We start from the raw sequence: 22846 nt of genomic DNA, 5'->3' as shown, positions 1-22846 counted from the left end.
ACCGAGAAACTCTGTAGGGAGTTGGAAGCCATGGCCCCAGTCGCCATGCGAAGTGTCACACGATCCCTTTCCGATGCACTGCCGGTCTCGTACTGGCTCGACGACCCCGGCAAGCCGGCCGCACAGCCCGCCCTCACCAGCGACGAGAGCTGCGATCTGCTGGTGATCGGCGGCGGATACAGCGGCCTGTGGACCGCGCTGCTCGCCAAGGAGCGCGACCCGTCCCGGGACGTCGTACTGATCGAGAGCAAGGAGGCGGGCTGGGCCGCCTCCGGCCGGAACGGCGGCTTCTGCGCCGCCTCCCTCACCCACGGCCTCTCCAACGGCCTCGCCCGCTGGCCCGGCGAACTGAAGAAGCTGGAGGAGCTGGGCGCCCGCAACCTCGACGGGATCGAGGAGGCGGTCGCCCGCTACGGCATCGACTGCGACTTCGAGCGCACCGGCGAGATCGACGTGGCCACCGAACCCCACCAGGTCCAGGAGCTGCTCGAACTCCACGAGGAGGCCGAGCGGCTCGGTTTCGGCGGGGCCGTCTTCCTCGACCGGGACGCCGTCCGGGCAGAGGTCGACTCGCCCACCTTCCTGGCCGGCCTGTGGGACCGCGACGGCGTGGCCATGCTCCACCCGGCCAGGCTGGCCTGGGGCCTGAAGCAGGCCTGCCTCGGCCTCGGCGTGCGGATCTACGAGAACACCCGGGGGCTGTCGCTGACCTCCTCCGGCGCCGGGATGGCCGTACGGACCCCCTACGGCCGGGTGTTCGCCCGCCGGGTCGCGCTCGGCACGAACATCTTCCCGTCCCTGGTACGGCGGATCCGCCCGTTCACGGTCCCGGTGTACGACTACGCGCTGATGACCGAGCCCCTCACCGAGGAGCAGCTGGCCGCCGTCGGCTGGAAGAACCGGCAGGGCCTGGGCGACAGCGCCAACCAGTTCCACTACTTCCGGATCACCCCGGACAACCGGATCCTGTGGGGCGGCTACGACGCGATCTACCCCTACAAGGGGAAGCTCAACTCCGACTACGACCACCGCCCGGAGACCTACCTCAAGCTGGCGCAGCACTTCTTCACCTGCTTCCCCCAGCTCGACGGAGTGCGGTTCAGCCACGCCTGGGGCGGTGCGATCGACACCTGCTCGCGGTTCTCCGCCTTCTTCGGCACCGCGCACTCCGGTCGGGTCGCCTACGCGGCCGGCTACACCGGTCTCGGCGTGGGCGCCACCCGCTTCGGCGGGGACGTGATGCTGGACCTGCTGGACGGCGAGCGCACCGAACGCACCGAACTGCAGATGGTGAAGTCCAAGCCGATGCCGTTCCCGCCGGAGCCGATCGCCTGGACCGGCATCGCCCTCACCAAGTGGTCCCTGGCCCGCGCGGACGCCCGCGGCGGGCGCCGGAACCTGTGGCTGAAGACGATGGACAAGTTCGGCCTGGGCTTCGACAGCTAGACCGCCCGACCGCCCGACCGCCCGACCGCGCGGGGCGGCCCGGACCGGGCTGCCCCGGCGCGCCCCCGCGCGTTCCGCCGGGGGCCCGCGTGCGCGGTTTCACCTCCACGGGTGCACCGAACCCGCGTCATCCCCGGGCACCGGCCCGCTCTCTTCCCGTGACGGCCCCCGTTCGCAGGGGCCCTCACGGGGAAACGGAGGCCGGGCCATGCGGAGCTCGGAGTTCAGGGAGTCCAGGACGGCGGTGGAATGGCTGGTCTCGGCATCGCCCGACCCCGAGACCTGCCGGTGGGAGTGGGAGCGCAACCCGTACGGCGTGACCCTGCTGCCCGCCGGCCGGCGGTGGGACGTGCTGATCCTCCCCGGGAGGCTCGGCCGGGCCACCTTCGAGGTGCTGACCCTGCTGCGGGCCCGGCCCGGTCCGGTGCTCTCCGACTCCGGCGACGCGCGGCTGGGCTTCTTCGTGCCCGCGGGCACCACCTCGCGCTGGCTGGGCACGGGCGTACGCGGAGCCGGGCGCGGCACCTGGATCGTGGTCCCGTACCCGGGCCGGGGCGGCGGCGGGGCGCGCTGGCTGGTGGTCCCGGACGGGCAGGGCACCCTGACCGAGCCGGCGGTCCTGGAACTGGCGATGCACGAGGCGGCGGCCCGGGTGGCAGGTCAGCCCGGGTGACCGGAGCCCCGCGCGGCACGTACCCCCAGCAGCAGCGGCGTACAGAGCAGCACACTGGCCAGGACGTCCAGCGGCCAGTGGAACCCGCGCAGCACCAGACCCGCGGCCGTCGCCGCGACGAGCAGCAGCGCGGCGGCCGCCGGCCAGCGGCGGCGGGTGTACGGGGAGACGAGCAGGGCGGCGCCGGCATAGGAGACCAGCGCGGTGGCGGTGTGGCCCGAGGGGAAGTAGCCAGCGGCCCAGGGCTCCAGCGGCCCCGGCCGGGCGGTCCACTCCTTCAGCGGCACGATCAGCGCGGGGACCAGCGCCATCGCCAGTCCCGCGGCGAGCACCGCGCGGCGGCGCGCCCCGCGCCACAGCGCGTAGGCCATGGCCAGGACCAGTACCGGCACGGCGACGGGGATGTTGCCGAGGTCGGCGAGGGGGTTGGTGACCGCGTCCGGGACGGTCCGCACCAGGGACCGGCTGAGGGCCTCGTCCGGGGTCAGCAGCGGGCCGTCGGTGAGCACCTGCCAGGTGATCAGCGCCAGCCCGGCGAGGGAGAGGCCACAGAGAAGAACAAGGAGGAGGGTGGCCGGCCGTCCCGGAACAGGGGGGATGGTTCCGGGACGGCCGCCCGGATCGGCTCGGCGCGCGCCCCGGGGGGTTTGGGGCGGGCGGTCGTCCGATCTCCGAGGAGTGATGTGCTGCGCGAACGCATGCCCGGTACGGCGCTGGGGAAGCCCGGTTCCGGGATCGCCCGCGGTTTCCCGCGGGCGGGGTGTCTCACTCATCTGCAGAAACCGTACGGCAGCGGAAGGGGGACCGACAGCAGGATCGCCTTCCTGCCATCGGCCCCCCACACTCTCTTCACAACGCCCGACGGTTACCGCTGGTACCGGTCGAGCACGGTGTCGGCCGCCCGATCGGATGTCCTACCGACAGCCGTCCGGACGGCCGGGTGAGCCCGTCTCAGACGGTGTCGGTGGCGCCGATGCCCGCGAACGCGGCCTCGATCAGGTCCAGGCCCTCGTTCAGCAGGTCCTCGCCGATGACGATCGGGGGGAGGAAGCGGAGCACGTTGCCGTAGGTGCCACAGGTGAGGACGAGCAGGCCCTCGGCGTGGCAGGCCTTGGCGAGCGCGCCGGCCGCCTCCGCGTTCGGGGTCTTGGACGCGGGGTCCTTGACCAGCTCGATCGCGATCATGGCGCCGCGGCCGCGGATGTCGCCGATGATGTCGTACTTCTCCTGCATCGCGGAGAGGCGCGACTTCATGATCGACTCGATCTTCTTCGCCTTGGCGTTGAGGTCGAGCTCCTTCATGGTCTCGATGGAGCCCAGCGCACCGGCGCAGGCGACCGGGTTGCCGCCGTAGGTGCCGCCCAGGCCGCCCGCGTGCGCGGCGTCCATGATCTCGGCGCGGCCGGTCACGGCGGCGAGCGGCAGACCGCCCGCGATGCCCTTGGCGGTGGTGATCAGGTCCGGGACGATGCCCTCGTCCTCGCAGGCGAACCACTGGCCGGTGCGGCAGAAGCCGGACTGGATCTCGTCCGCGACGAAGACGATGCCGTTCTCGTTGGCGAACTTCACGATCTCCGGCAGGAAGCCCTTGGCCGGCTCGATGAAGCCGCCCTCGCCGAGCACCGGCTCGATGATGATCGCGGCGACGTTCTCCGGGCCGATCTGCTTGGTGATCTGGTCGATCGCCTGCTTGGCGGCCTCGGGGCCGCAGTTCTCCTCGCCGGTGGGCCAGCGGTAGCCGTAGGCGACCGGCACGCGGTAGACCTCGGGGGCGAACGGACCGAAGCCGTGCTTGTACGGCATGTTCTTCGCGGTCAGCGCCATGGTCAGGTTGGTGCGGCCGTGGTAGCCGTGGTCGAAGACGACGACGGCCTGGCGCTTGGTGTACGCGCGGGCGATCTTGACGGCGTTCTCGACGGCCTCGGCGCCGGAGTTGAACAGCGCCGACTTCTTCGCGTGGGTGCCCGGGGTCAGCTCGGCGAGCGCCTCACAGACCTCCACGTAGCCCTCGTACGGCGTCACCATGAAACAGGTGTGGGTGAAGTTCTCCAGCTGCGCGGTGGCGCGGCGCACGACGGCCTCGGCGGAGGCGCCGACCGAGGTCACCGCGATGCCGGAACCGAAGTCGATCAGGCGGTTGCCGTCGACGTCCTCGATGATGCCGCCGTCCACGCGGGCCGTGAACACGGGCAGCACGGAGCCCACGCCGCCGGCGACCGACGACAGCCGGCGGGCCTGAAGCTCCTGCGACTTGGGGCCGGGGATCGCGGTGACGAGCTTGCGCTCCTGCGGGACAGAGGTCATAGGGGGCTCCTGGGGTGGTTTCGGACGCACTTGTGTCTTTGATCCGCAGGCTAGGCCCGGGGGAGGGGCTCGGGCATGCTCCGTTCGGTAGTGGTGCCCGCGTGTCCTTGTCCTTGACGGCCATACGGGGTGTCTTGTGGTTCGGGCCCGGATACGCCTGTGGCGGCGCGGGCGGGCACTAGATTGAGCGGCGCAGCACCGGAACTTGGCAGGGGGCAGGGGTTCATGGAGACGGACGGCACGTACGGCGGGCACGGCGGGAACGGGGGGGACGGGGGACCGGACGCGGTACGCCCCGCGGAGGTGCCCCGGCCGGCCGGTCCCCCGCCCGCGCGACAGCCGAAGACCGCCCCGCAGCGCTCCGCCGCCCCGCCCGCCCCCGCCGCCCCGCCCGCCCCCGCCGCCCCGCCCGCCCCCGCCGCCCCGCCCGCCTCCGCGGCGCCGTCGGCGCCTTCCGTCCCGCCCCCTTCCGCCCCGCCGGCCGCAGCCCCGCCCCCCGCCGGGCCGCCGGCCGTTCCTCCGCCGCCCGCGCGCCGGCCCGACGGGCGGCCGTCGCTCGTCGACTGGCTGCGGACGCCCCGGCGTTCGGACGGGCCCGGTGTCTGGGCCTACGGGCACGTGCCCCGGCCCGACACGGAACCCGACGAGACGCCCGCCCGGGCGATGCTGTCGGGCGCCGTGATCTCCCTGCTCGCCTGCGTACTGGTCTGGTCGCTGCTGCGCCGGGGTTACATCCCCTACTGGACCGTCCCGGTGAAGCTGTTCACCCCGGCCGACTGGTGGGACCGGCTGGGCGGCGGACCGGTCGCCGGCACCGGTGGCGACGCGGCCCTGGCCATCTACGAACTGCTCCTCGTGGCCGGCCTGCTGTACGGCTTCGGCAGGCTCGGCGCCTGGCGGGAGACCTGGCGGCGGCTGGCCGCCCCCCGGACCGGCGTACGGGTGGCGCTCGCCGCGGCCGGCGCCCTGGTCACCGTCGCCCTGGTGGCCGAGAACGCCCTGCCCCTGGGACGCGTCGTCTACGCCCTGCTGCCCTACGACCGGGAGCACAACGACCCCGCTACGCTCGCCGCGAACGCGGAGATGGTCGAGACGGCCGACCTGCTGCTCCGGGTGGCCGTGCTGCTCCCGTTCGGGTGGCTTGCGCTCGGCCGCTCCGCACGCCGGCGCGCCGGAACCCCCGCGGACGGCGGTACGGCGGCGGCCGCGCCGCTCGCCGGCGGACCCGAGGACCCGGCCGACTGGCCGCAGCTGCGGGCCGCCGGGCTGGCCGAGGCCGCCGACCGGCTGCGCGCCGAGGCCGCCGACGGGCGGATGAACGACGTGGACGCCGCCCGGATCCGCCGGGCCTGGGACTCGGTCACCACCGACCCCGGCCGCCGTACCGCCTTCGCCGACGCCGTGCGGAGCCGGGGCGCCGGGGCCTGTGCCCACCCGTCCGGCGACCGCGACCTGCCCGTCCGGACCGCCCGGCACGACCTGCTGGCCCGTCAGGTCCGCCTCGGCACGGTCGCCGACCGGGACCGCAACCCCTACCAGCGGCGCGGCACGGGCCTGGCCCTCGACCCCGCGGTGCTGGGCACCTCGATGGTCGCCGTCGGACCCTCCGGCGCCGGCAAGACCCGCCGGCTGGTCCGGCCGGTCGTCGAGTCCCTGGCCCTCCAGGCCCTCGCCGGCCGGGCCGCCGTCGTCGCCGTCTGCCCGGCCGGCACCCCGCTCGGACCCGACGAGGCCTACGACGTGGTCATCCGGATCGGCGACCCGGCCACCGTGCACGACCTCGACCTCTACGGCGGCACCACCGACCCCGACGAGGCCGCCGGCCTGCTCGCCGAGGCCCTGGCCGGAGACCAGCCCGGTACCGAGGTGCGCCGGGCCGCGACGGCCCTGGCCCAGTTGCTCGGCCCGTTCCACGCGGCCTTCGGGCGCTTCCCGGGCGTCCCGGAACTCCGCGAGCTCGTGGACCGGGCCCCTGCCGCCGAGGAGCGGCTGCGCGCCGCCCTGGAGACCGCCGGAGCGCACACCATGCTCCGCGAGCTCGACGCCCGGGCCCGGCAGCACGCCACCCCCGGCGACCCGGGCCCGCTGCTCTCCGGCCGGATCGCCCTGCTGGACCGGCCCGCCTTCCACGGCTTCTTCGACACCACCGGCCGGCAGGGCCGCCCCTTCTCCCTGCGCACCCTGGAGCACCCGGTCCGGGTCCGCGTCGAACTGCCCGAACGCGGGCACGCCGAAGCCTCCCGGATGCTGGCCCGGCTGCTGCTCGCCCAGTTCACCGCCGGAGCCACCGCCCGCACCGACCGCTCGCTGTTCGCCTTCCTCGCCCTCGACGACGCCACCCACACCCTCACCCCCGAGACCGTGCGCGGCCTGCAGCGGCTGCGCTCCGCCAACGCCGGCGTACTGCTCGCCCTGCGCAGCCTGGACGACGTACCGGAGGGCCTGCGCGCCCCGCTGCTCGGCGTGGTCGGCTGCCGGGCCGCGTTCGCCGGGGTCACCACCTGGGACGGCCAGCGCTTCGCGGAGGCATGGGGCACCGAATGGGTGGAGACCCGGACGGTCACCCACCGCACGGTCTACGCCGACCAGCCGCTCACCCGGATGGTCAACTCCTTCCGCAAGCTGGTCACCGGCAAGGCCGTCACCACGGACGCGGTCACCGTCCGGCAGGAGGAGCGGGAACGCTGGTCCGCCTCCGACCTGGCACACGCCGTGCCGGCGGGGCACGCCGTGCTCTCGGTGACCTCGGTGAGCGGGGAACGCTCCGCTCCGCTGCTGGTGGACCTGACCGGCTGACGGCCGGGCGGGCCGCCGCCCACTGTGCGGAACCGGCTGAAGAGACCCGTACGGGGTGGCAGAATCGAACTGAGCCGTTCGTACACCACGGCGAAATCCCCGAGAAGTCCCCGAGAAGTCCCCGCCGCCGTTCCACGAAAGCCGTGACCGAAGCCGATGCCGCTCACCCTCGCCTCGCTCGTCCAGCACTCGGCGCTCAAGCTCAGCGTCCGCGCGGGGGAGGGCCGTCTCGACACCCCCGTGCGCTGGGCGCACGTCAGTGAGCTCGCCGACCCGGTGCCCTACATGGAGGGCGGCGAACTGCTCCTGATCACCGCGATGAAGCTGGACGCGGACGATCCGGAGGAGATGCGGCGGTACGTGCGCCGGCTTGCCGCCGCGGGCGTCGTCGGCATCGGCTTCGCCGTCGGCGTGAACTACGAGAGCATCCCCGAGGCGCTGGTCGCGGCCGCGAAGGCCGAGGACCTGCCGCTGCTGGAAGTGCCCCAGCGCACCCCGTTCCTCGCGATCAGCAAGGCGGTCTCCGCGGCCCTGGCCGCCGACCAGTACCGGGCCGTGACCGCCGGTTTCGAGGCGCAGCGGGAGCTGACCCGGGCCGCGCTCTCCGCAGAGGGCCCCGCCGAGCTGCTGGCCAGGCTGGCCGCGCACGTCCAGGGCTGGGCCGCGCTCTACGACGCCTCCGGCACGGTCGTCGCCGCCGCCCCGGAATGGGCCGCGCGCCGGGCCGCCCGGCTCACCGCCGACGTGGAGCGCCTGCGCGAACGGCCCGCGCCCGCCAGCGCCGTCGTCGGCGGCGCCGAGGACCGGGTGGAACTGCAGTCCCTGGGCACCGGGCGGCGGGCCAGGGGCGCGCTGGCCGTGGGCACCGAGGCCCCGCTGGGCACCGCCGAGCGGTACGCCGTGCACTCCGCGGTCGCCCTGCTGACCCTCACCACCGAACGCTCCCGCTCGCTGCACGACGCGGAGACCAGGCTGGGCTCGGCCGTCCTGCGCATGCTGCTCGCCGGGGAGGCCGAGCACGCCCGCTCGGTGGCCGGGGACCTGTACGGGGCCCTGCTGGAGGCACCGTTCCGGCTGGTGATCGCCGAGCCGGCGCTGGCCGGCACGGCGCAGCCGGAAGGGCTGGCCGTACTCGCCGACGCGGTGGAGGCCGCGGCCGGCCGCAACGGGGAGGCGCTCCTGGTGGTCCCCGAACAGAGCCGGCTGGTGATCCTCGCCGCGGACGGCGGCGCGGCCGTGCAGAGCGTGGCCGACCACGCCGAGGCACTGGAGTCCCGCCGGGGCCGCGACGCGACGGGCCCCGAGCCGGACGAACTCGTCGTGGGACTGTCCGCGCCGGCCGGACCGGCCACCGCCGCGGTGGCGTTCAAGCAGGCCGACCAGGCGCTGGCGGTGGCCCGCCGCCGGGGTCGCCCGCTGGTGGAGCACGAGGACCTCGCGGCCGGCTCGGTCCTGCCGCTGCTCGCCGACGACGCCGTACGGGCCTTCGCCGAGGGCACGCTGCGGGCCCTGCGGGAGCACGACGCGACCGGGCGGGGCGACCTGGTCGCCTCCCTCCAGGCATGGCTGTCCCGGCACGGCCAGTGGGACGCGGCCGCCGCCGACCTGGGCGTCCACCGGCACACCCTCCGCTACCGGATGAGGCGGGTGGAGGAGATCCTCGGCCGCTCCCTGGACGACCCGGACGTCCGCATGGAGCTGTGGCTGGCCCTGAAGGCGACCACCCCGCCCGCGTAGCCGCCGCGCGGGGCCTTTCCCCCACCCCGCCCCTTTCTCCCCGGCTCCGCTGGGAGGTGCCCCGGAAACCGGGGCCGGCCCCGGACCCCTTCACCTGCGGCCCGGTGGTGGGCCGGTCGCGCCGTTCCCCGCGTCCCTGACGGGGCGCGCCCAAAGCCGCCGCCCAGCGGAACCGCGCTGACCTGCGGCGATGGCAGGCACCGCGAGGGCCGCGCGGGAAAACACTGCCAATCCGGCGAAGCGCAGCGCAAAGGTTCTCCACCGCGGACAAGCCACAGAACGGGCGCGCCGCCCTACCTTGAAGGGGACAGGCAGCGCCCTGCGCCGCACACCGCACACCGCACTCCACGAAGGGCCGGGATTCGCATGACTTCCACCCACGCCTTCTGGCTCGCCGGCCGCCAGGCCACCGGCGAGGACAGCTTCGACGTCCACAACCCGTGGGACGGCCGTCTCGTCGGCACCGTCAGCGTGCCCACCGACGCCCAGGTCGAAGAGGCCGTGGCCGCGGCGTACGCGGTGACCGCGGAGTTCTCCGCGACCCCCGCCCACGTCCGGGCCGCCGCCCTCGACCACGTGTCGAAGCGGCTCGTGGAGCGCACCGAGGAGATCGCCCAGCTGATCTCCGCCGAGAACGGCAAGCCCATCAAGTGGGCCCGCGGTGAGGTCGGCCGCGCGGTGTCCGTCTTCCGCTTCGCCGCCGAAGAGGCCCGCCGATTCAACGGCGGAGAGGCCCAGCGCCTCGACACCGACGCCGGTGGTGTCGGCCGTCTCGCCCTGACCCGCCGCTTCGTCAAGGGCCCGGTCCTCGGCATCGCCCCGTTCAACTTCCCGCTGAACCTGTGCGCGCACAAGGTCGCCCCGGCCATCGCCGTAGGCGCCCCGATCATCCTGAAGCCGGCCCCGGCCACCCCGCTGTCCGGTCTGATCCTCGGCGAGCTGCTCGCCGAGACCGACCTGCCGGCCGGTTCCTGGTCCGTGCTGCCCGTCGCCAACGACAAGATGCCGGCCCTGGTCAAGGACGACCGCCTGCCCGTCATCTCCTTCACCGGTTCCGACACGGTCGGCTACGCCATCCAGCAGTCGGTGCCCCACAAGCACTGCACCCTGGAGCTCGGCGGCAACGCCGCGGCCGTGGTCCTGGACGACTGGGCCTCGGACGCCGACCTCGACTGGGCCGCGACCCGTATCGCGACCTTCTCGAACTACCAGGCCGGCCAGTCCTGCATCTCCGTGCAGCGCGTGATCGCCACCGCCTCCGTCTACGACCGCCTCGCCGAGAAGGTCGTAGCCAAGGTCCAGGCGCAGGTCACCGGTGACCCGTCCGACGACGCCACCGACGTCGGCCCGCTGGTCTCCGAGGACGCAGCCAAGCGCGTCGAGGCATGGGTCGAGGAGGCCGTCTCCGCCGGTGCGAAGCTGCTCACGGGCGGCAAGCGCACGGGCGCCTCGGTCGAGCCGACCGTCCTCGCGGACGTCCCGGCCGGCGTCAAGCTGGCCACCGAGGAGGTCTTCGGGCCGGTCCTCACCCTCACGAAGGTCGAGGACACCGACGAGGCGTTCGCCGCCGTCAACGACTCGAAGTTCGGTCTGCAGACCGGCGTCTTCACCCGCGACATCCAGACCGCGTTCCGCGCCCACCGGGAGCTGGAGGTCGGCGGCGTGATCGTCGGCGACGCGCCGTCCTACCGCGCCGACCAGATGCCGTACGGCGGCGTCAAGCAGTCCGGTGTGGGCCGCGAGGGCGTCCGCTACGCGATGGACGACTACACGTACGAGCGGGTCCTGGTCCTGACCGGCCTCGACATCTGATCTCGTACGGCCTACAAGCCGACGGCCGGAGCCTACTGTGCGGGGGCTCCGGCCGTCCCCCTTTTCCCCGGGGGATTCGCCCGCTCTGCCCAACCCGGCTTTTCCTGGCGGACCGGATTGGGTACGACTGACAGGTAGCACCCATCGGTAATCACATCCGGTGATCGCACCCCAGGCAGACGAGTCCCCGACTCCGGCGGCGAGGTGAGCTCCTCAGTGTCCGCAACACAGCCCGCACAGCAGCCCAAGGTGACCGAGCGCGAGGCCCGGCAGGTCGCCGAGGCGGCCCGGGAGGCCGACTGGCGCAAGCCCAGCTTCGCCAAGGAACTCTTCCTCGGCCGGTTCCGGCTCGACCTGATCCATCCGCACCCCGTGCCCGGCGAGGAGGACGTCCGCCGCGGCGAGGCGTTCCTGGCCCGGATGCGGGAGTTCTGCGAGACACAGATCGACGGGCAGCGCATCGAGCGCGAGGCCCGCATCCCCGACGAGACCGTGCGCGGGCTCAAGGAGCTCGGCGCCCTCGGCATGAAGATCGACCCCAAGTACGGGGGACTGGGCCTCACCCAGGTCTACTACAACAAGGCGCTCGCCCTGGTCGGCTCGGTCAGCCCGGCCATCGGCGCCCTGCTGTCGGCGCACCAGTCCATCGGCGTGCCCCAGCCGCTGAAGATGTTCGGCACCCAGGAGCAGAAGGACACCTTCCTGCCCCGCCTGGCCACCACCGACATCAGCGCCTTCCTGCTCACCGAGCCCGACGTCGGCTCCGACCCGGCCAGGCTCGCCACCACCGCCGTCCCCGACGGCGAGGACGCGTACGTGCTGGACGGGGTGAAGCTGTGGACCACCAACGGGGTGGTCGCCGACCTCCTCGTGGTCATGGCCCGGGTGCCCAAGAGCGAGGGAGCTGCGGCACCGGGGAGAGGGGGCGGCATCACCGCCTTCGTCGTCGAGGCCGACGCGCCGGGCATCACGGTCGAGCACCGCAACGCCTTCATGGGCCTGCGCGGCCTGGAGAACGGCGTCACCCGCTTCCACAAGGTCAGGGTGCCCGCCGCCAACCGGATCGGCCCCGAGGGCGCCGGCCTGAAGATCGCGCTCACCACCCTCAACACCGGCCGCCTCTCCCTGCCCGCCATGTGCGTGGGCGCTGGCAAGTGGTGCCTGAAGATCGCCCGCGAGTGGTCCGGGGTCCGGGAGCAGTGGGGCCGGCCGGTGGCGAGGCACGAGGCCGTCGGCGCGAAGATCTCCTTCATCGCCGCCACCACCTTCGCCCTCGAAGCCGTCGTCGACCTCGCCTCCCAGATGGCCGACGAGGACCGCAACGACATCCGCATCGAGGCGGCCCTCGCCAAGCTGTACGGCTCGGAGATGGCCTGCCTGATGGCCGACGAGCTGGTCCAGATCCGCGGCGGACGCGGCTTCGAGACCGCCGAGTCGCTGGCCGCGCGTGGCGAGCGCGCCGTCCCCGCCGAACAGCTGCTGCGCGACCTCCGCATCAACCGGATCTTCGAGGGCTCCACCGAGATCATGCACCTGCTGATCGCCCGCGAGGCCGTCGACGCCCACCTCTCGGTGGCCGGTGACCTCATCGATCCGGACAAGGACCTCGGCGACAAGGCGAAGGCGGGCGCCCGCGCCGCCGGGTTCTACGCCCGCTGGCTGCCCAGACTGGCCGCCGGCCCCGGCCACGTGCCCACCAGCTACCGGGAGTTCCACCCGAGCGGCCACACCGACCTGTCGGCGCACCTGCGCTACGTCGAACGCACCGCCCGCAAGCTCGCCCGGTCCACCTTCTACGCCATGTCCCGCTGGCAGGGCCGGATGGAGACCAAGCAGGGCTTCCTGGGGCGGGTCGTCGACATCGGCGCGGAACTCTTCGCCATGAGCGCCGCCTGCGTCCGCGCCGAGCACCTGCGGGTCTCCGGCGACCACGGCCGCGAGGCGTACCAGCTGGCCGACGCCTTCTGCCGGCAGTCCCGGCTGCGGGTGGAGGAGCTCTTCGGCCGTCTCTGGTCCAACACCGACGACCTCGACCGCAAGGTGGTGGCGGGGGTCCTCTCCGGCACCTACACCTGGCTGGAGGACGGCGTCCTCGACCCGTCCGGCGACGGCCCCTGGATCGCGGACGCCACCCCGGGCCCGTCCGAGCGGAAGAACGTCCACCGCCCGATCCGCTGACCGCCCGGTCCGGCGGTGGCGCGCGCGGGGGACGCGTGCGCCACCGGCCGGAGCGCGGGGGAGGGGAGGCCGTGAGGGGAGGCCGTGTCCGGGCACTCCCGGGTTGCGGCAAGAATGGGAGCATGACCGACAGTCCAGCCCCCCTCGCCGATCCGCACCTCCTCTTCGACGCCGCGGCCGGCCGCCGGGACATCGTCATCCTCGGGTCCACCGGCTCCATCGGCACCCAGGCCATCGACCTCGTCCTGCGCAACCCCGGTCTCTTCCGGGTGACCGCGCTGTCCGCCGCCGGCGGCCGGGCCGAGCTCCTCGCCGAGCAGGCCCACCGGCTGCGGGTCGAGAAGGTCGCGGTGGCCCGCGAGGACGCCGTACCGGCCCTCAAGGCAGCGCTGGCCGACCGGTACGGCGCGGAGCCGCAGCCCGAGATCCTGGCCGGCCCCGAGGCAGCCGCCGAGCTGGCCGCCTCTCCCTGCCACACCGTCCTCAACGGCATCACCGGCTCCATCGGCCTCGCGCCCACGCTGGCGGCCCTCGAAGCCGGCCGCACGCTCGCCCTCGCCAACAAGGAGTCGCTGATCGTCGGCGGCCCGCTGGTGAAGGGCCTGGCGAAGCCCGGCCAGATCATCCCGGTGGACTCCGAGCACGCGGCCCTGTTCCAGGCGCTGGCCGCCGGCACCCGCGCCGACGTCCGCCGCCTGGTGGTCACCGCCTCCGGCGGCCCGTTCCGCGGCCGCACCCGCGCCGAGCTCGCCGCCGTGACCGTCGAGGACGCCCTCGCGCACCCGACCTGGGCCATGGGCCCGGTCATCACGGTCAACAGCGCCACCCTGGTCAACAAGGGCCTGGAGGTGATCGAGGCCCACCTGCTCTACGACATCCCGTTCGAGCGGATCGAGGTGGTCGTCCACCCGCAGTCCTACGTCCACTCGATGGTGGAATTCACCGACGGTTCCACGCTCGCCCAGGCCACCCCGCCGGACATGCGCGGACCGATCGCGATCGGCCTCGGCTGGCCGAACCGGATCCCCGACGCCGCCCCCGCCTTCGACTGGACCAAGGCGTCCACCTGGGAGTTCTTCCCGCTGGACACCGAGGCGTTCCCGTCCGTGGGCCTCGCCCGGCACGTCGGCGGACTCGGCGGCACCGCCCCCGCCGTGTTCAATGCGGCGAACGAGGAGTGCGTCGAGGCGTTTCTGGCCGGTCGGCTGCCGTTCACAGCAATCATGGATACGGTCGCTGCCGTGGTCGAAGAGCACGGAACGCCGGCCGGGGGAACCTCCCTGACCGTCCCGGACGTCCTCGAAGCGGAGACCTGGGCCAGGGCCCGGGCCAGGGAGATGGCGGCGAAGGCCGCCGTGGAGGCGCGCGCATGACAGCTTTCATGACGGTGCTCGGCATAGTCATCTTCGTCGTCGGCCTGCTCGTCTCCATCGCGTGGCACGAGCTGGGGCACCTTTCCACGGCCAAGCTCTTCGGCATCCGCGTCCCGCAGTACATGGTCGGCTTCGGCCCGACCATCTGGTCGCGGAAGAAGGGCGAGACCGAGTACGGGATCAAGGCCATCCCGATGGGCGGCTACATCCGCATGATCGGGATGTTCCCGCCCGGCGAGGACGGCAAGGTCACCGCCCGGTCCACCTCCCCGTTCCGCGCGATGATCGAGGACGCGCGGTCGGCGGCGTACGAGGAACTGCAGCCCGGGGACGAGACCCGGCTCTTCTACACGCGCAAGCCCTGGAAGCGCGTCATCGTGATGTTCGCCGGGCCCTTCATGAACCTGGTCCTCGCCGTGGCGATCTTCCTCACCACGCTGATGACCTTCGGCGTGAACACCCAGACCACGGTCGTCAGCTCGGTCTCGGACTGCGTCATCCAGCAGAGCGAGAAGCGGGACACCTGCCGGGCAGGCGACCCCGCCGCCCCCGCCAAGGCCGCCGGCCTCAAGCAGGGCGACCGGATCGTCGCCTTCAACGGCAGGAGCGTCGGGGATTGGACCACCCTGCAGAAGGACATCCGGGCCACCGTCGGACCCGCCACCATCACCGTGGAGCGGGCCGGACAGCGGCTGGACCTCAAGGCGGACCTGATCGAGAACAAGGTCGCCAAGACGGACGCCCGCGGCCGCTACGTCGAGGACCAGTACGTCACCGCGGGCTTCCTCGGCTTCGCACCGGCCGTGGGCTACGTGGAGCAGTCCTTCGGCCAGTCGGTCACCCGGATGGGCGACATGATGGAGGCGGGCGTACAGTCGATCATCGACCTGCCCTCGCGCATCCCCGCCCTGTGGGACGCCGCCTTCAACGGGGCCGAGCGCGAACAGGACGGCCCGATGGGCATCGTCGGCGCGGCCCGGGTCAGCGGCGAGATCTTCACCCTCGACGTGCCCGCCAAACACCAGCTGGTGTTCTTCCTGAACCTGCTCGCCGGGTTCAACCTCTCGCTGTTCCTGTTCAACATGCTCCCGCTGCTCCCGCTGGACGGCGGGCACATCGCGGGCGCGCTGTGGGAGTCGGTGCGGCGGAACACGGCCCGGCTGTTCCGGCGCCCCGACCCCGGCCCGTTCGACGTGGCCAAGCTGATGCCCGTCGCGTACGTGGTGGCCGGGGTGTTCGTCTGCTTCACCGTGCTGGTGATGATCGCGGACGTGGTGAACCCCATCAAGATCACCTGACCGCGTCCCTTCAATAGCGCGGGGACGGGGGAGCCGGACACGAAACGTGTCCGGCTCCCTACGTTCGGGTGGCGCACCCCCTGCGATGCGGGCCCGGCGCGGGGTGTGGCGTAGTCTCGAAGGCCGGAGCCCGCCGATTTCGGGACCTCGATCCACACCTTGGGGTTGCACAGCAGATGACTGCCATCTCTCTCGGAATGCCGTCCGTGCCGACGAAGCTCGCCGACCGACGGGTCAGCCGGAAGATTCAGGTCGGTTCGGTGGCCGTCGGCGGAGACGCTCCCGTCTCGGTCCAGTCGATGACCACCACGCGCACCTCCGACATCGGCGCCACGCTGCAGCAGATCGCCGAGCTCACCGCCTCCGGCTGCCAGATCGTCCGGGTGGCCTGCCCGACCCAGGACGACGCCGACGCGCTGTCGGTCATCGCCAAGAAGTCGCAGATCCCGGTGATCGCCGACATCCACTTCCAGCCGAAGTACGTCTTCGCCGCCATCGACGCCGGCTGCGCCGCCGTCCGGGTCAACCCGGGCAACATCAAGCAGTTCGACGACAAGGTCAAGGAGATCGCGAAGGCCGCGAAGGACGCCGGCACCCCGATCCGGATCGGCGTCAACGCCGGTTCCCTCGACGCCCGCCTGCTCAAGAAGTACGGCCGGGCCACCCCCGAGGCCCTGGTCGAGTCCGCGCTGTGGGAGGCCTCCCTCTTCGAGGAGCACGACTTCCGCGACATCAAGATCTCGGTCAAGCACAACGACCCGGTCGTCATGGTCGAGGCCTACCGCCAGCTCGCCGCCCAGTGCGACTACCCGCTGCACCTCGGCGTCACCGAGGCCGGCCCCGCCTTCCAGGGCACCATCAAGTCCGCGGTCGCCTTCGGCGCGCTGCTCTCCCAGGGCATCGGCGACACCATCCGCGTCTCGCTGTCCGCCCCGCCGGCCGAGGAGATCAAGGTCGGCATCCAGATCCTGGAGTCGCTGAACCTCCGCCAGCGCCGCCTGGAGATCGTCTCCTGCCCGTCCTGCGGCCGCGCCCAGGTCGACGTGTACAAGCTGGCCGAGGAGGTCACCGCGGGCCTCACCGGCATGGAGGTCCCGCTGCGCGTCGCCGTCATGGGCTGCGTCGTGAACGGCCCCGGCGAGGCCCGCGAGGCGGACCTCGGCGTCGCCTCCGGCAACGGCAAGGGCCAGATCTTCGTCAAGGGCGAGGTCATCAAGACCGTCCCCGAGTCGAAGATCGTCGAGACGCTCATCGAGGAGGCGATGAAGATCGCCGCGCAGATGGAGGCCGACGGCATCACCTCCGGCGAGCCGACCGTAGCCATCGGCGTCTGATCCTCGCCACGGCGTCCGATCGCCCGATCGCCCGCCCGGCACCCGTGCCACCGCCCCGGCCTCCTGCGACGCGCAGGAGGCCGGGGCCTTTTCGTGACCTGCGGTGAGCGGCGTCCGCGCGTCACGCCGGGTAAAGTGCGGAGATCAGCAGATCCGCACGGTGAGGCGCCCACGTGTTGACCCAGACCACCACCAGGGTCCTCGAACCCGGCGACCTCCCCGCCGCGCTCGAGGTACTCGAACGCGACCCGGTGGCGAACGCGTTCGTCACCTCCCGGGTCCAGGTCGCCGGACTCGACCCCTGGAGGCTCGGCGGCGAGATGTGGGGCTGGTACAGCGAAGGCGAGCTCCGCTCGCTCTGCTACGCGGGCGCCAACCTGGTCCCCGTCTGCGCCACCCCCGAGGCCGTACGCGCCTTCGCCGACCGGGCCCGGCGCACCGGCCGCCGCTGCTCCTCCATCGTCGGCCCCGCCGAGTCCACCACTCCGCTGTGGCGGCTGCTCGAACCGCACTGGGGTCCCGCCCGGGAGGTCCGGACCCGTCAGCCGCTCATGGTCACCGAACGGCCGTCCGCCGAGATCGCACCCGACCCCCTGGTCCGCCGCGTCCGGAAGGACGAGATGGACCTGATCATGCCCGCCTGCGTGGCCATGTTCACCGAGGAGGTCGGCGTCTCCCCGCTCGCCGGGGACGGCGGCCTGCTCTACCAGGCCCGGGTCGCCGAGCTGGTCACGGCAGGCCGCTCGTTCGCCCGGGTCGAGGACGGCAAGGTGGTCTTCAAGGCGGAGATCGGCGCCGCCACCCGGCAGGCCTGCCAGATCCAGGGCGTGTGGGTGGCGCCCGAGTTCCGCGGCCGCGGCCACTCCGAGACCGGGATGGCCGCGGTGATCGAGTACGCGCTGCGCGACGTCGCACCCGTGGTCAGCCTCTACGTCAACGACTACAACACCGCGGCCAGGGCCGCCTACCGGCGCGTCGGCTTCCGCGAGGTCGGCGCGTTCATGAGCGTCCTGTTCTGAGCCGCTGTTCCCGGCCGGGTACCGCGAAGTAAGGTCGCTGCATGGTGCTGCCCTTCCCCTCGGGTCTGGAGATCGGCCCGCTCGACCTCGCCGCACGTGTCGACGAGGCGCTGCGGGTGCAGGCCGTCGCCTTCGGGCTCAGCGAGGAGGAAGTCGGCATCCGGCGCTACATCGTGCAGCGCCACATGACCTGCCCGGGCGCCCGCGCGCTCGGCGCGTTCACCGAGGACGGGGCGCTCGCCGGATTCGTCTACGGGATGCCCAACGACCGCGGCCACTGGTGGTCCACGATCGTCGAGCCGTACCTGAAGGCCGTCGGCAACGACCACTGGCTCGACGACGCCTTCGCCGTCACCGAACTCCACGTCCACCCCGGCTTCCAGGGGCACGGCGTCGGCCGCGAACTCATCACCAGGATCACCGACTCCGCCACCGAGACCCGGTCCATCCTCTCCGCGATCGACAACGACACCCCGGCCCGCGGCCTCTACCGGAACCTCGGCTACCGGGACCTCGCCCGCCAGGTCCACTTCCCCAGCGCGAGCCTGCCGTACGCCGTAATGGGCGCGACACTGCCGCTGCGGCGCCGCTAGCCTCCGGGCATGTCCACTCACCACGAACAGCGCGTCCGGCGGATGTCCACCCTGCTGGCGCGCACCCTCCGGGAAGACCCCGCCGACGCCGAGACGCTGAGCCACAAGCTCCTGGTCCGGGCCGGATACGTACGCCGCTCCTCCGCCGGGGTGTGGACCTGGCTGCCGCTCGGCAAGCAGGTCCTCGACAACGTCTGCCGCGTCGTGCGCGAGGAGATGGACGCCATCGGCGCCCAGGAGCTGCTGCTGCCCGCGCTGTTGCCGCGCGAGCCGTACGAGGTGAGCGGGCGCTGGTCGGAGTACGGGGACCTGCTGTTCCGGCTCAAGGACCGCAAGGGCGCGGACTATCTGCTCGGGCCCACCCACGAGGAGATCTTCACCCAGGTGGTGAAGGACCAGTGCACGTCCTACAAGGACCTGCCGGTGATGCTCTATCAGATCCAGACGAAGTACCGGGACGAGGCGCGGCCCCGCTCGGGCGTGCTGCGCGGGCGCGAGTTCCAGATGAAGGACTCCTACTCCTTCGACGTCACGGACGAGGGACTGGCGGAGTCCTACCGCCTCCACCGGGAGGCGTACGTACGGATCTTCACGCGGCTGGGGCTGGACCACCGGATCGTGTCGGCGGTCTCCGGCGCGATGGGCGGCTCGGCCTCCGAGGAGTTCCTGGCGCCGGCCGTGGCGGGGGAGGACACCTTCGCGTCCTGCGCCGCCTGCGGATACGCCGCGAACACCGAGGCGGTCACCTTCCCCCTCACGGCGGCGGCTGATGCCGGGCACGGGCCGGTGGAGGAGCTGGACACCCCCGACACCCCGACCATCGAGACCCTGGCCGCACACCTCGGCGTGCCCGCCTCCGCCACCCTGAAGAACCTCCTCGTCAAGGTCGACGGCGAGATCGTGGCGGTCGGCGTGCCCGGCGACCGCGAGGTCGACCTCGGCAAGCTCGGCGAGCACCTCGCCCCGGCGGTGGTGGAGCTGGTCACCGCCGAGGACTTCACGGGCCGGCCCGACCTGGTGCGCGGCTACGTCGGGCCGCAGGGCCTGGAGAAGGTCCGTTACCTGGCCGACCCCCGGGTGGCGCCGGGCACCGCCTGGATCACCGGCGCGAACCGGGCGGACACGCACGCCCGGAACGTGGTCTGCGGGCGGGACTTCGAGGTGGACCGGTACCTGGACGTGGTCGTGGTGGAGCCGGGCGACCCCTGCCCCGCCTGCGGCGAGGGGCTGTCCCTCGACCGGGCGATCGAGGTGGGCCACATCTTCCAGCTGGGCCGCAAGTACGCTGACGCGTTCGGGCTGGACGTGCTCGGACCGCAGGGCAAGCCGGTCCGGGTGACCATGGGGTCGTACGGCATCGGCGTCTCGAGGCTCGTCGCCGCGCTCGCGGAACAGACGGCGGACGAGCGGGGGTTGTGCTGGCCCGGCGGCGTCGCTCCGGCGGACGTCCATGTGGTCGCGGCGGGCAAGGCGGCCCAGCAGGAGCTGGCGGCGGAGGCGGCTTCGGCGCTGGCGGGCTCGGGGCTGCGGGTCCTGCTGGACGACCGGGCCGGGCTGTCGCCCGGCGTGAAGCTCACGGACGCCGAGCTGATCGGGGTGCCGTGGATCCTGGTCGCCGGGCGGCGGGCGGGGGAGCGGGTGGTGGAGCTCCAGGACCGGCGGACGGGTACGCGCGAGGAGCTGCCGCTGCCGGCGGCGCTGTCCCGCGTGACGCCGGGGGCGTAGCGGGCGGGCTTCGCCGGGGGCGGGGCCGGGGGTTGCCGGGCGGGGCCGGGCCCTGGGTCTGGTCGGCTTCGGGCGCGGGGCGATGGCTGTCGGGCCGGGGCCCGGGGAGCCGGGCTTCGGGTGGGGGGCTCGGTTGCCGGGCGGGCCGAGGCCCTGGGGCAGGGGTGGCTTCGGGTGCGGGGGCCGGGGGCTCCGGCTGGGGGTGTCCGGGACGGCATGATTTACGGCGCGCTGAGCCGGATCCGGCCGCTGAGCGGGGGCGCGCCACAAATCACGCTTGAGTGTCCCGGACACCCCCAGCCTCCACCCCCGTCTCCCTCCGGTACCGCCCGTAAGTGCGGGCGGACACCACCTCGGTGCGGGCAGGCCGCCCACCTCGGTGTGGGCAGGCGTCCCACAGGGCGATGGGGGTCCCCCCTGCTCGAGCGGAGTCGAGAGCTTGGGGGAGGGTGGGCACACCGGGACACCGCCGCGCAACGTCCGTACCCCGCCCAACCCGAAGCCCCGCTCACGGGGCCCGGGGCGCAGCCCCGAGGGGCCGGGGCGGAGCCCCGGTTTCGGGAAGGGGCGGGGTGGGGGGGGAGGCGCCGCGCAGCGGCTACGGACGGGGGTCCGGCGGGGCCGGGACGTCGGCGGGGGCTGCCGGTTCGGTGGGGGAGCCGTTGACGCGCGCCGCGCCGGCGGAATCCGGTGGCTGCGCGCCCGCCCCCTCCGTGGGCTCCGCGGCGGTCGACTCCGGTGGTGCCGGGGCATCGACGGGCGGCGGCTCCGCAGCGGTCGGCTGCGGTGGTGGCGGGGCGGTGACGGCCGGCGGCCGCGGGGTGGCCGGCGCGTGCGGCTGCGCCTCGGTGGCCCGCTCCAGGAAGCGGAGGAGTTCCACCGGGAAGGGCAGGACCAGCGTCGAGTTCTTCTCCGCCGCCACGGCCACGACCGTCTGCAGCAGCCGCAGCTGCAACGCCGCCGGCTCCTGACCCATGACCGCCGCGGCCTCCGCCAGCTTCCGCGAAGCCTGCAGCTCCGCGTCCGCGTTGATCAACCGGGCCCGCCGCTCCCGGTCGGCCTCCGCCTGCCGGGCCATCGACCGCTTCATCGCCTCCGGCAGCGACACGTCCTTGATCTCGACGCGGTCGATCTGCACGCCCCAGCCCACCGCCGGCGAGTCGATCATCAGCTCCAGACCCTCGTTGAGCTTCTCCCGGTTGGAGAGGAGGTCGTCCAGGTCCGACTTGCCGATGATCGAGCGCAGGGAGGTCTGCGCCATCTGCGAGACCGCGAAGCGGTAGTCCTCGACCTCGATGACCGCGTTCTTGGGGTCGACCACGCGGAAGTACACCACCGCGTCCACCCGCACGGTCACGTTGTCCCGGGTGATGCCCTCCTGCGCGGGCACCGGCAGCGTGACGATCTGCATGTTCACCTTGTGCATCCGGTCCACGAACGGGATGACCATCGTGAACCCCGGCGGTTTGACCTCGTGCCGGAGCCGGCCGAACCGGAACACCAGCCCGCGCTCGTACTGGCGTACCACCCGGGCCGCCGCGGCGGAGTACAGCGCGATGACGGTACCCGCGGCGACCGCCGCGGTGAGCAGTTCTTCGACCATGACGGCCCCCTGCCCGTGGCTATTCGTGGCTATTCGTGGCTGTTAACCACGGTATTCCCTACAGCCACGCGGCGAATTCCAGGAGCAGCTCGGAGTCGCGGTGCCGCCCCGCCGCCAGGGCCCGCAGGCCCGACTCCACCGCCCGGAAGACGGTCCAGCCCCGCAGCCGGTCCCGGTCCACCTCCAGGGAGTCCGCCAGCTTGTTCACGCGGCGGCGTGCGCCCGCCGCCCCCGCCGAGGCCGCGACCTGGTCCTCCAGCCGGTCCCTGACCAGCCGGGCCAGGTCATAGGCCCGCTCGCCGACCACCGGCTCCGGGCCGACCGTCAGCCAGGGCGCCCGCTCACCGGCCAGCACCTTGCCCTGCCGGAAGTTTCCGTGCAGGAGCAGTTCCTCCGGCGGCAGGGCGGTGAGCTCGTCCCGCAGGGAGAGGGCCAGATCGGCCAGGGCCCGCAGCTCGGCGGGAGCTCCCTTGAGCACCGCGGACTGGCGCTGCGTACGCTCCGCCACCGTCTCGAAGCCGTGCCCCGGGGGCGGGGCCACCCACAGCCGGCGGACCGTCCCGGCCGCCTCCAGCAGTGCCTTGGCCTCCGGCAGAGACCGCAGCGACACCTCCGGCTGCAGCCGTTCCAGCAGCAGGCCGCCGTCCCCGTGCCAGGTGTCCAGCAGGCGTACGGCTCCGAACCCGCCCCAGTGCGCCAGCGCCGCCAGCTCCAGGTCAGGGCGGGCGCTCGGCGGGGCCAGCTTCAGCGCGGCCGGGGTGCCGTCGGGGTACCGGACGAGGAGCACCAGGCTGCTCCGGCCACCCGGAGCCTGGACCCGCTGCACCTGTACCCCCCGCCGGTCCTGCGCCTGTTCGACGAGGCCGGGGAGCCGGTCCAGCCAGTCCCGCTCCGGTGCTGTGTCCGGCTGCTCGCCGAGCGCCCGTACGAGCCGCTCCGGCGGTTCGAAAGCCAT

The 22846-nt window shown here is 73.2% G+C and carries 16 protein-coding genes; 12 read left to right on the top strand and 4 right to left on the bottom strand.

Features of this window, described 5'->3' with window-relative positions:
* Nucleotides 1-30 precede the first annotated feature (30 nt).
* Both ACGFQ9_RS28305 and ACGFQ9_RS28300 read left to right on the top strand, forming a co-directional pair.
* Complete coding sequence (locus tag ACGFQ9_RS28305) at nucleotides 31-1446, top strand: NAD(P)/FAD-dependent oxidoreductase (RefSeq protein ID WP_393577653.1); 1416 nt, start codon at nucleotides 31-33, stop codon at nucleotides 1444-1446.
* 208 nt (nucleotides 1447-1654) lie between these two features.
* Nucleotides 1655-2119 (top strand): bifunctional DNA primase/polymerase, encoded by a 465-nt coding sequence (locus tag ACGFQ9_RS28300; protein ID WP_393577651.1) that lies wholly within the window; start codon nucleotides 1655-1657, stop codon nucleotides 2117-2119.
* Here the strand turns inward: ACGFQ9_RS28300 and ACGFQ9_RS28295 are convergent.
* Nucleotides 2107-2628: a phosphatase PAP2 family protein gene (locus tag ACGFQ9_RS28295; RefSeq protein ID WP_393577650.1), complete on the bottom strand. Its 522-nt coding sequence runs from the start codon at nucleotides 2626-2628 to the stop codon at nucleotides 2107-2109. The genes ACGFQ9_RS28300 and ACGFQ9_RS28295 overlap by 13 nt on opposite strands.
* Before the next feature lie 442 nt (nucleotides 2629-3070).
* Nucleotides 3071-4423, bottom strand: coding sequence for a 4-aminobutyrate--2-oxoglutarate transaminase (gene gabT / locus ACGFQ9_RS28290; RefSeq protein ID WP_393577648.1), 1353 nt, complete (start codon nucleotides 4421-4423; stop codon nucleotides 3071-3073).
* Nucleotides 4424-4648: 225 nt separating this feature from the next.
* Here gabT and ACGFQ9_RS28285 point away from each other — a divergent pair, with 225 nt between their 5' ends.
* The 10 genes from ACGFQ9_RS28285 to ACGFQ9_RS28240 all read left to right on the top strand — a co-directional run bounded on the left by ACGFQ9_RS28285 (nucleotide 4649) and on the right by ACGFQ9_RS28240 (nucleotide 20288).
* Nucleotides 4649-7219, top strand: coding sequence for an ATP/GTP-binding protein (locus tag ACGFQ9_RS28285; RefSeq protein WP_393577647.1), 2571 nt, complete (start codon nucleotides 4649-4651; stop codon nucleotides 7217-7219).
* Nucleotides 7220-7375: 156 nt separating this feature from the next.
* Nucleotides 7376-8956, top strand: coding sequence for a PucR family transcriptional regulator (locus ACGFQ9_RS28280; protein ID WP_393577646.1), 1581 nt, complete (start codon nucleotides 7376-7378; stop codon nucleotides 8954-8956).
* A 366-nt stretch (nucleotides 8957-9322) separates the two neighbouring features.
* Nucleotides 9323-10768, top strand: a complete 1446-nt coding sequence (locus ACGFQ9_RS28275) for an aldehyde dehydrogenase family protein (protein WP_393577644.1) — start codon at nucleotides 9323-9325, stop codon at nucleotides 10766-10768.
* A 216-nt stretch (nucleotides 10769-10984) separates the two neighbouring features.
* The gene (locus ACGFQ9_RS28270; protein ID WP_393577642.1) at nucleotides 10985-12946 is read left to right on the top strand and encodes an acyl-CoA dehydrogenase family protein; all 1962 of its coding nucleotides are present in this window, start codon (nucleotides 10985-10987) and stop codon (nucleotides 12944-12946) included.
* A gap of 122 nt (nucleotides 12947-13068) precedes the next feature.
* Nucleotides 13069-14319, top strand: a complete 1251-nt coding sequence (gene dxr / locus ACGFQ9_RS28265; RefSeq protein ID WP_393577641.1) for a 1-deoxy-D-xylulose-5-phosphate reductoisomerase — start codon at nucleotides 13069-13071, stop codon at nucleotides 14317-14319.
* Complete coding sequence (locus ACGFQ9_RS28260) at nucleotides 14316-15617, top strand: M50 family metallopeptidase (protein WP_393577640.1); 1302 nt, start codon at nucleotides 14316-14318, stop codon at nucleotides 15615-15617. The genes dxr and ACGFQ9_RS28260 overlap by 4 nt, the downstream gene beginning before the upstream one ends.
* A gap of 176 nt (nucleotides 15618-15793) precedes the next feature.
* Nucleotides 15794-16951 carry a flavodoxin-dependent (E)-4-hydroxy-3-methylbut-2-enyl-diphosphate synthase gene (ispG, locus tag ACGFQ9_RS28255; RefSeq protein WP_393577638.1) on the top strand — a complete coding sequence of 386 codons (1158 nt, stop codon included), beginning with the start codon at nucleotides 15794-15796 and terminating at the stop codon, nucleotides 16949-16951.
* 173 nt (nucleotides 16952-17124) lie between these two features.
* Entirely contained in the window at nucleotides 17125-17970 is an 846-nt protein-coding gene (locus tag ACGFQ9_RS28250) for a GNAT family N-acetyltransferase (RefSeq protein WP_393577636.1), read from the top strand.
* 41 nt (nucleotides 17971-18011) lie between these two features.
* Nucleotides 18012-18563 (top strand): GNAT family N-acetyltransferase, encoded by a 552-nt coding sequence (locus ACGFQ9_RS28245; protein WP_393577635.1) that lies wholly within the window; start codon nucleotides 18012-18014, stop codon nucleotides 18561-18563.
* A gap of 9 nt (nucleotides 18564-18572) precedes the next feature.
* Nucleotides 18573-20288: a proline--tRNA ligase gene (locus ACGFQ9_RS28240; protein ID WP_393577634.1), complete on the top strand. Its 1716-nt coding sequence runs from the start codon at nucleotides 18573-18575 to the stop codon at nucleotides 20286-20288.
* 598 nt (nucleotides 20289-20886) lie between these two features.
* Here the strand turns inward: ACGFQ9_RS28240 and ACGFQ9_RS28235 are convergent.
* Nucleotides 20887-21891, bottom strand: coding sequence for a slipin family protein (locus tag ACGFQ9_RS28235; protein ID WP_393577633.1), 1005 nt, complete (start codon nucleotides 21889-21891; stop codon nucleotides 20887-20889).
* Between the two features lie 58 nt (nucleotides 21892-21949).
* The gene (locus ACGFQ9_RS28230) at nucleotides 21950-22846 is read right to left on the bottom strand and encodes an aminoglycoside phosphotransferase family protein (RefSeq protein ID WP_393577632.1); all 897 of its coding nucleotides are present in this window, start codon (nucleotides 22844-22846) and stop codon (nucleotides 21950-21952) included.

The sequence above is a fragment of the Streptomyces sp. NPDC048603 genome (assembly GCF_043199475.1).
In the GTDB taxonomy this organism is placed as follows: domain Bacteria; phylum Actinomycetota; class Actinomycetes; order Streptomycetales; family Streptomycetaceae; genus Streptomyces.
This window is presented reverse-complemented; position numbering and strand designations above follow the sequence as displayed.

Excerpts from the sequence above, each read along its gene's own strand:
- ACGFQ9_RS28275 (WP_393577644.1), top strand. The coding sequence starts at position 9,323 with ATGACTTCCACCCACGCCTTCTGGCTCGCCGGCCGCCAGGCCACCGGC.
- gabT (WP_393577648.1), bottom strand. The coding sequence starts at position 4,423 with ATGACCTCTGTCCCGCAGGAGCGCAAGCTCGTCACCGCGATCCCCGGC.
- ACGFQ9_RS28280 (WP_393577646.1), top strand. The coding sequence starts at position 7,376 with ATGCCGCTCACCCTCGCCTCGCTCGTCCAGCACTCGGCGCTCAAGCTC.
- ACGFQ9_RS28240 (WP_393577634.1), top strand. The coding sequence starts at position 18,573 with ATGTCCACTCACCACGAACAGCGCGTCCGGCGGATGTCCACCCTGCTG.
- ACGFQ9_RS28285 (WP_393577647.1), top strand. The coding sequence starts at position 4,649 with ATGGAGACGGACGGCACGTACGGCGGGCACGGCGGGAACGGGGGGGAC.
- ACGFQ9_RS28230 (WP_393577632.1), bottom strand. The coding sequence starts at position 22,846 with ATGGCTTTCGAACCGCCGGAGCGGCTCGTACGGGCGCTCGGCGAGCAG.
- ACGFQ9_RS28305 (WP_393577653.1), top strand. The coding sequence starts at position 31 with ATGGCCCCAGTCGCCATGCGAAGTGTCACACGATCCCTTTCCGATGCA.
- ispG (WP_393577638.1), top strand. The coding sequence starts at position 15,794 with ATGACTGCCATCTCTCTCGGAATGCCGTCCGTGCCGACGAAGCTCGCC.
- ACGFQ9_RS28260 (WP_393577640.1), top strand. The coding sequence starts at position 14,316 with ATGACAGCTTTCATGACGGTGCTCGGCATAGTCATCTTCGTCGTCGGC.
- ACGFQ9_RS28235 (WP_393577633.1), bottom strand. The coding sequence starts at position 21,891 with ATGGTCGAAGAACTGCTCACCGCGGCGGTCGCCGCGGGTACCGTCATC.
- ACGFQ9_RS28245 (WP_393577635.1), top strand. The coding sequence starts at position 18,012 with ATGGTGCTGCCCTTCCCCTCGGGTCTGGAGATCGGCCCGCTCGACCTC.
- ACGFQ9_RS28300 (WP_393577651.1), top strand. The coding sequence starts at position 1,655 with ATGCGGAGCTCGGAGTTCAGGGAGTCCAGGACGGCGGTGGAATGGCTG.
- dxr (WP_393577641.1), top strand. The coding sequence starts at position 13,069 with ATGACCGACAGTCCAGCCCCCCTCGCCGATCCGCACCTCCTCTTCGAC.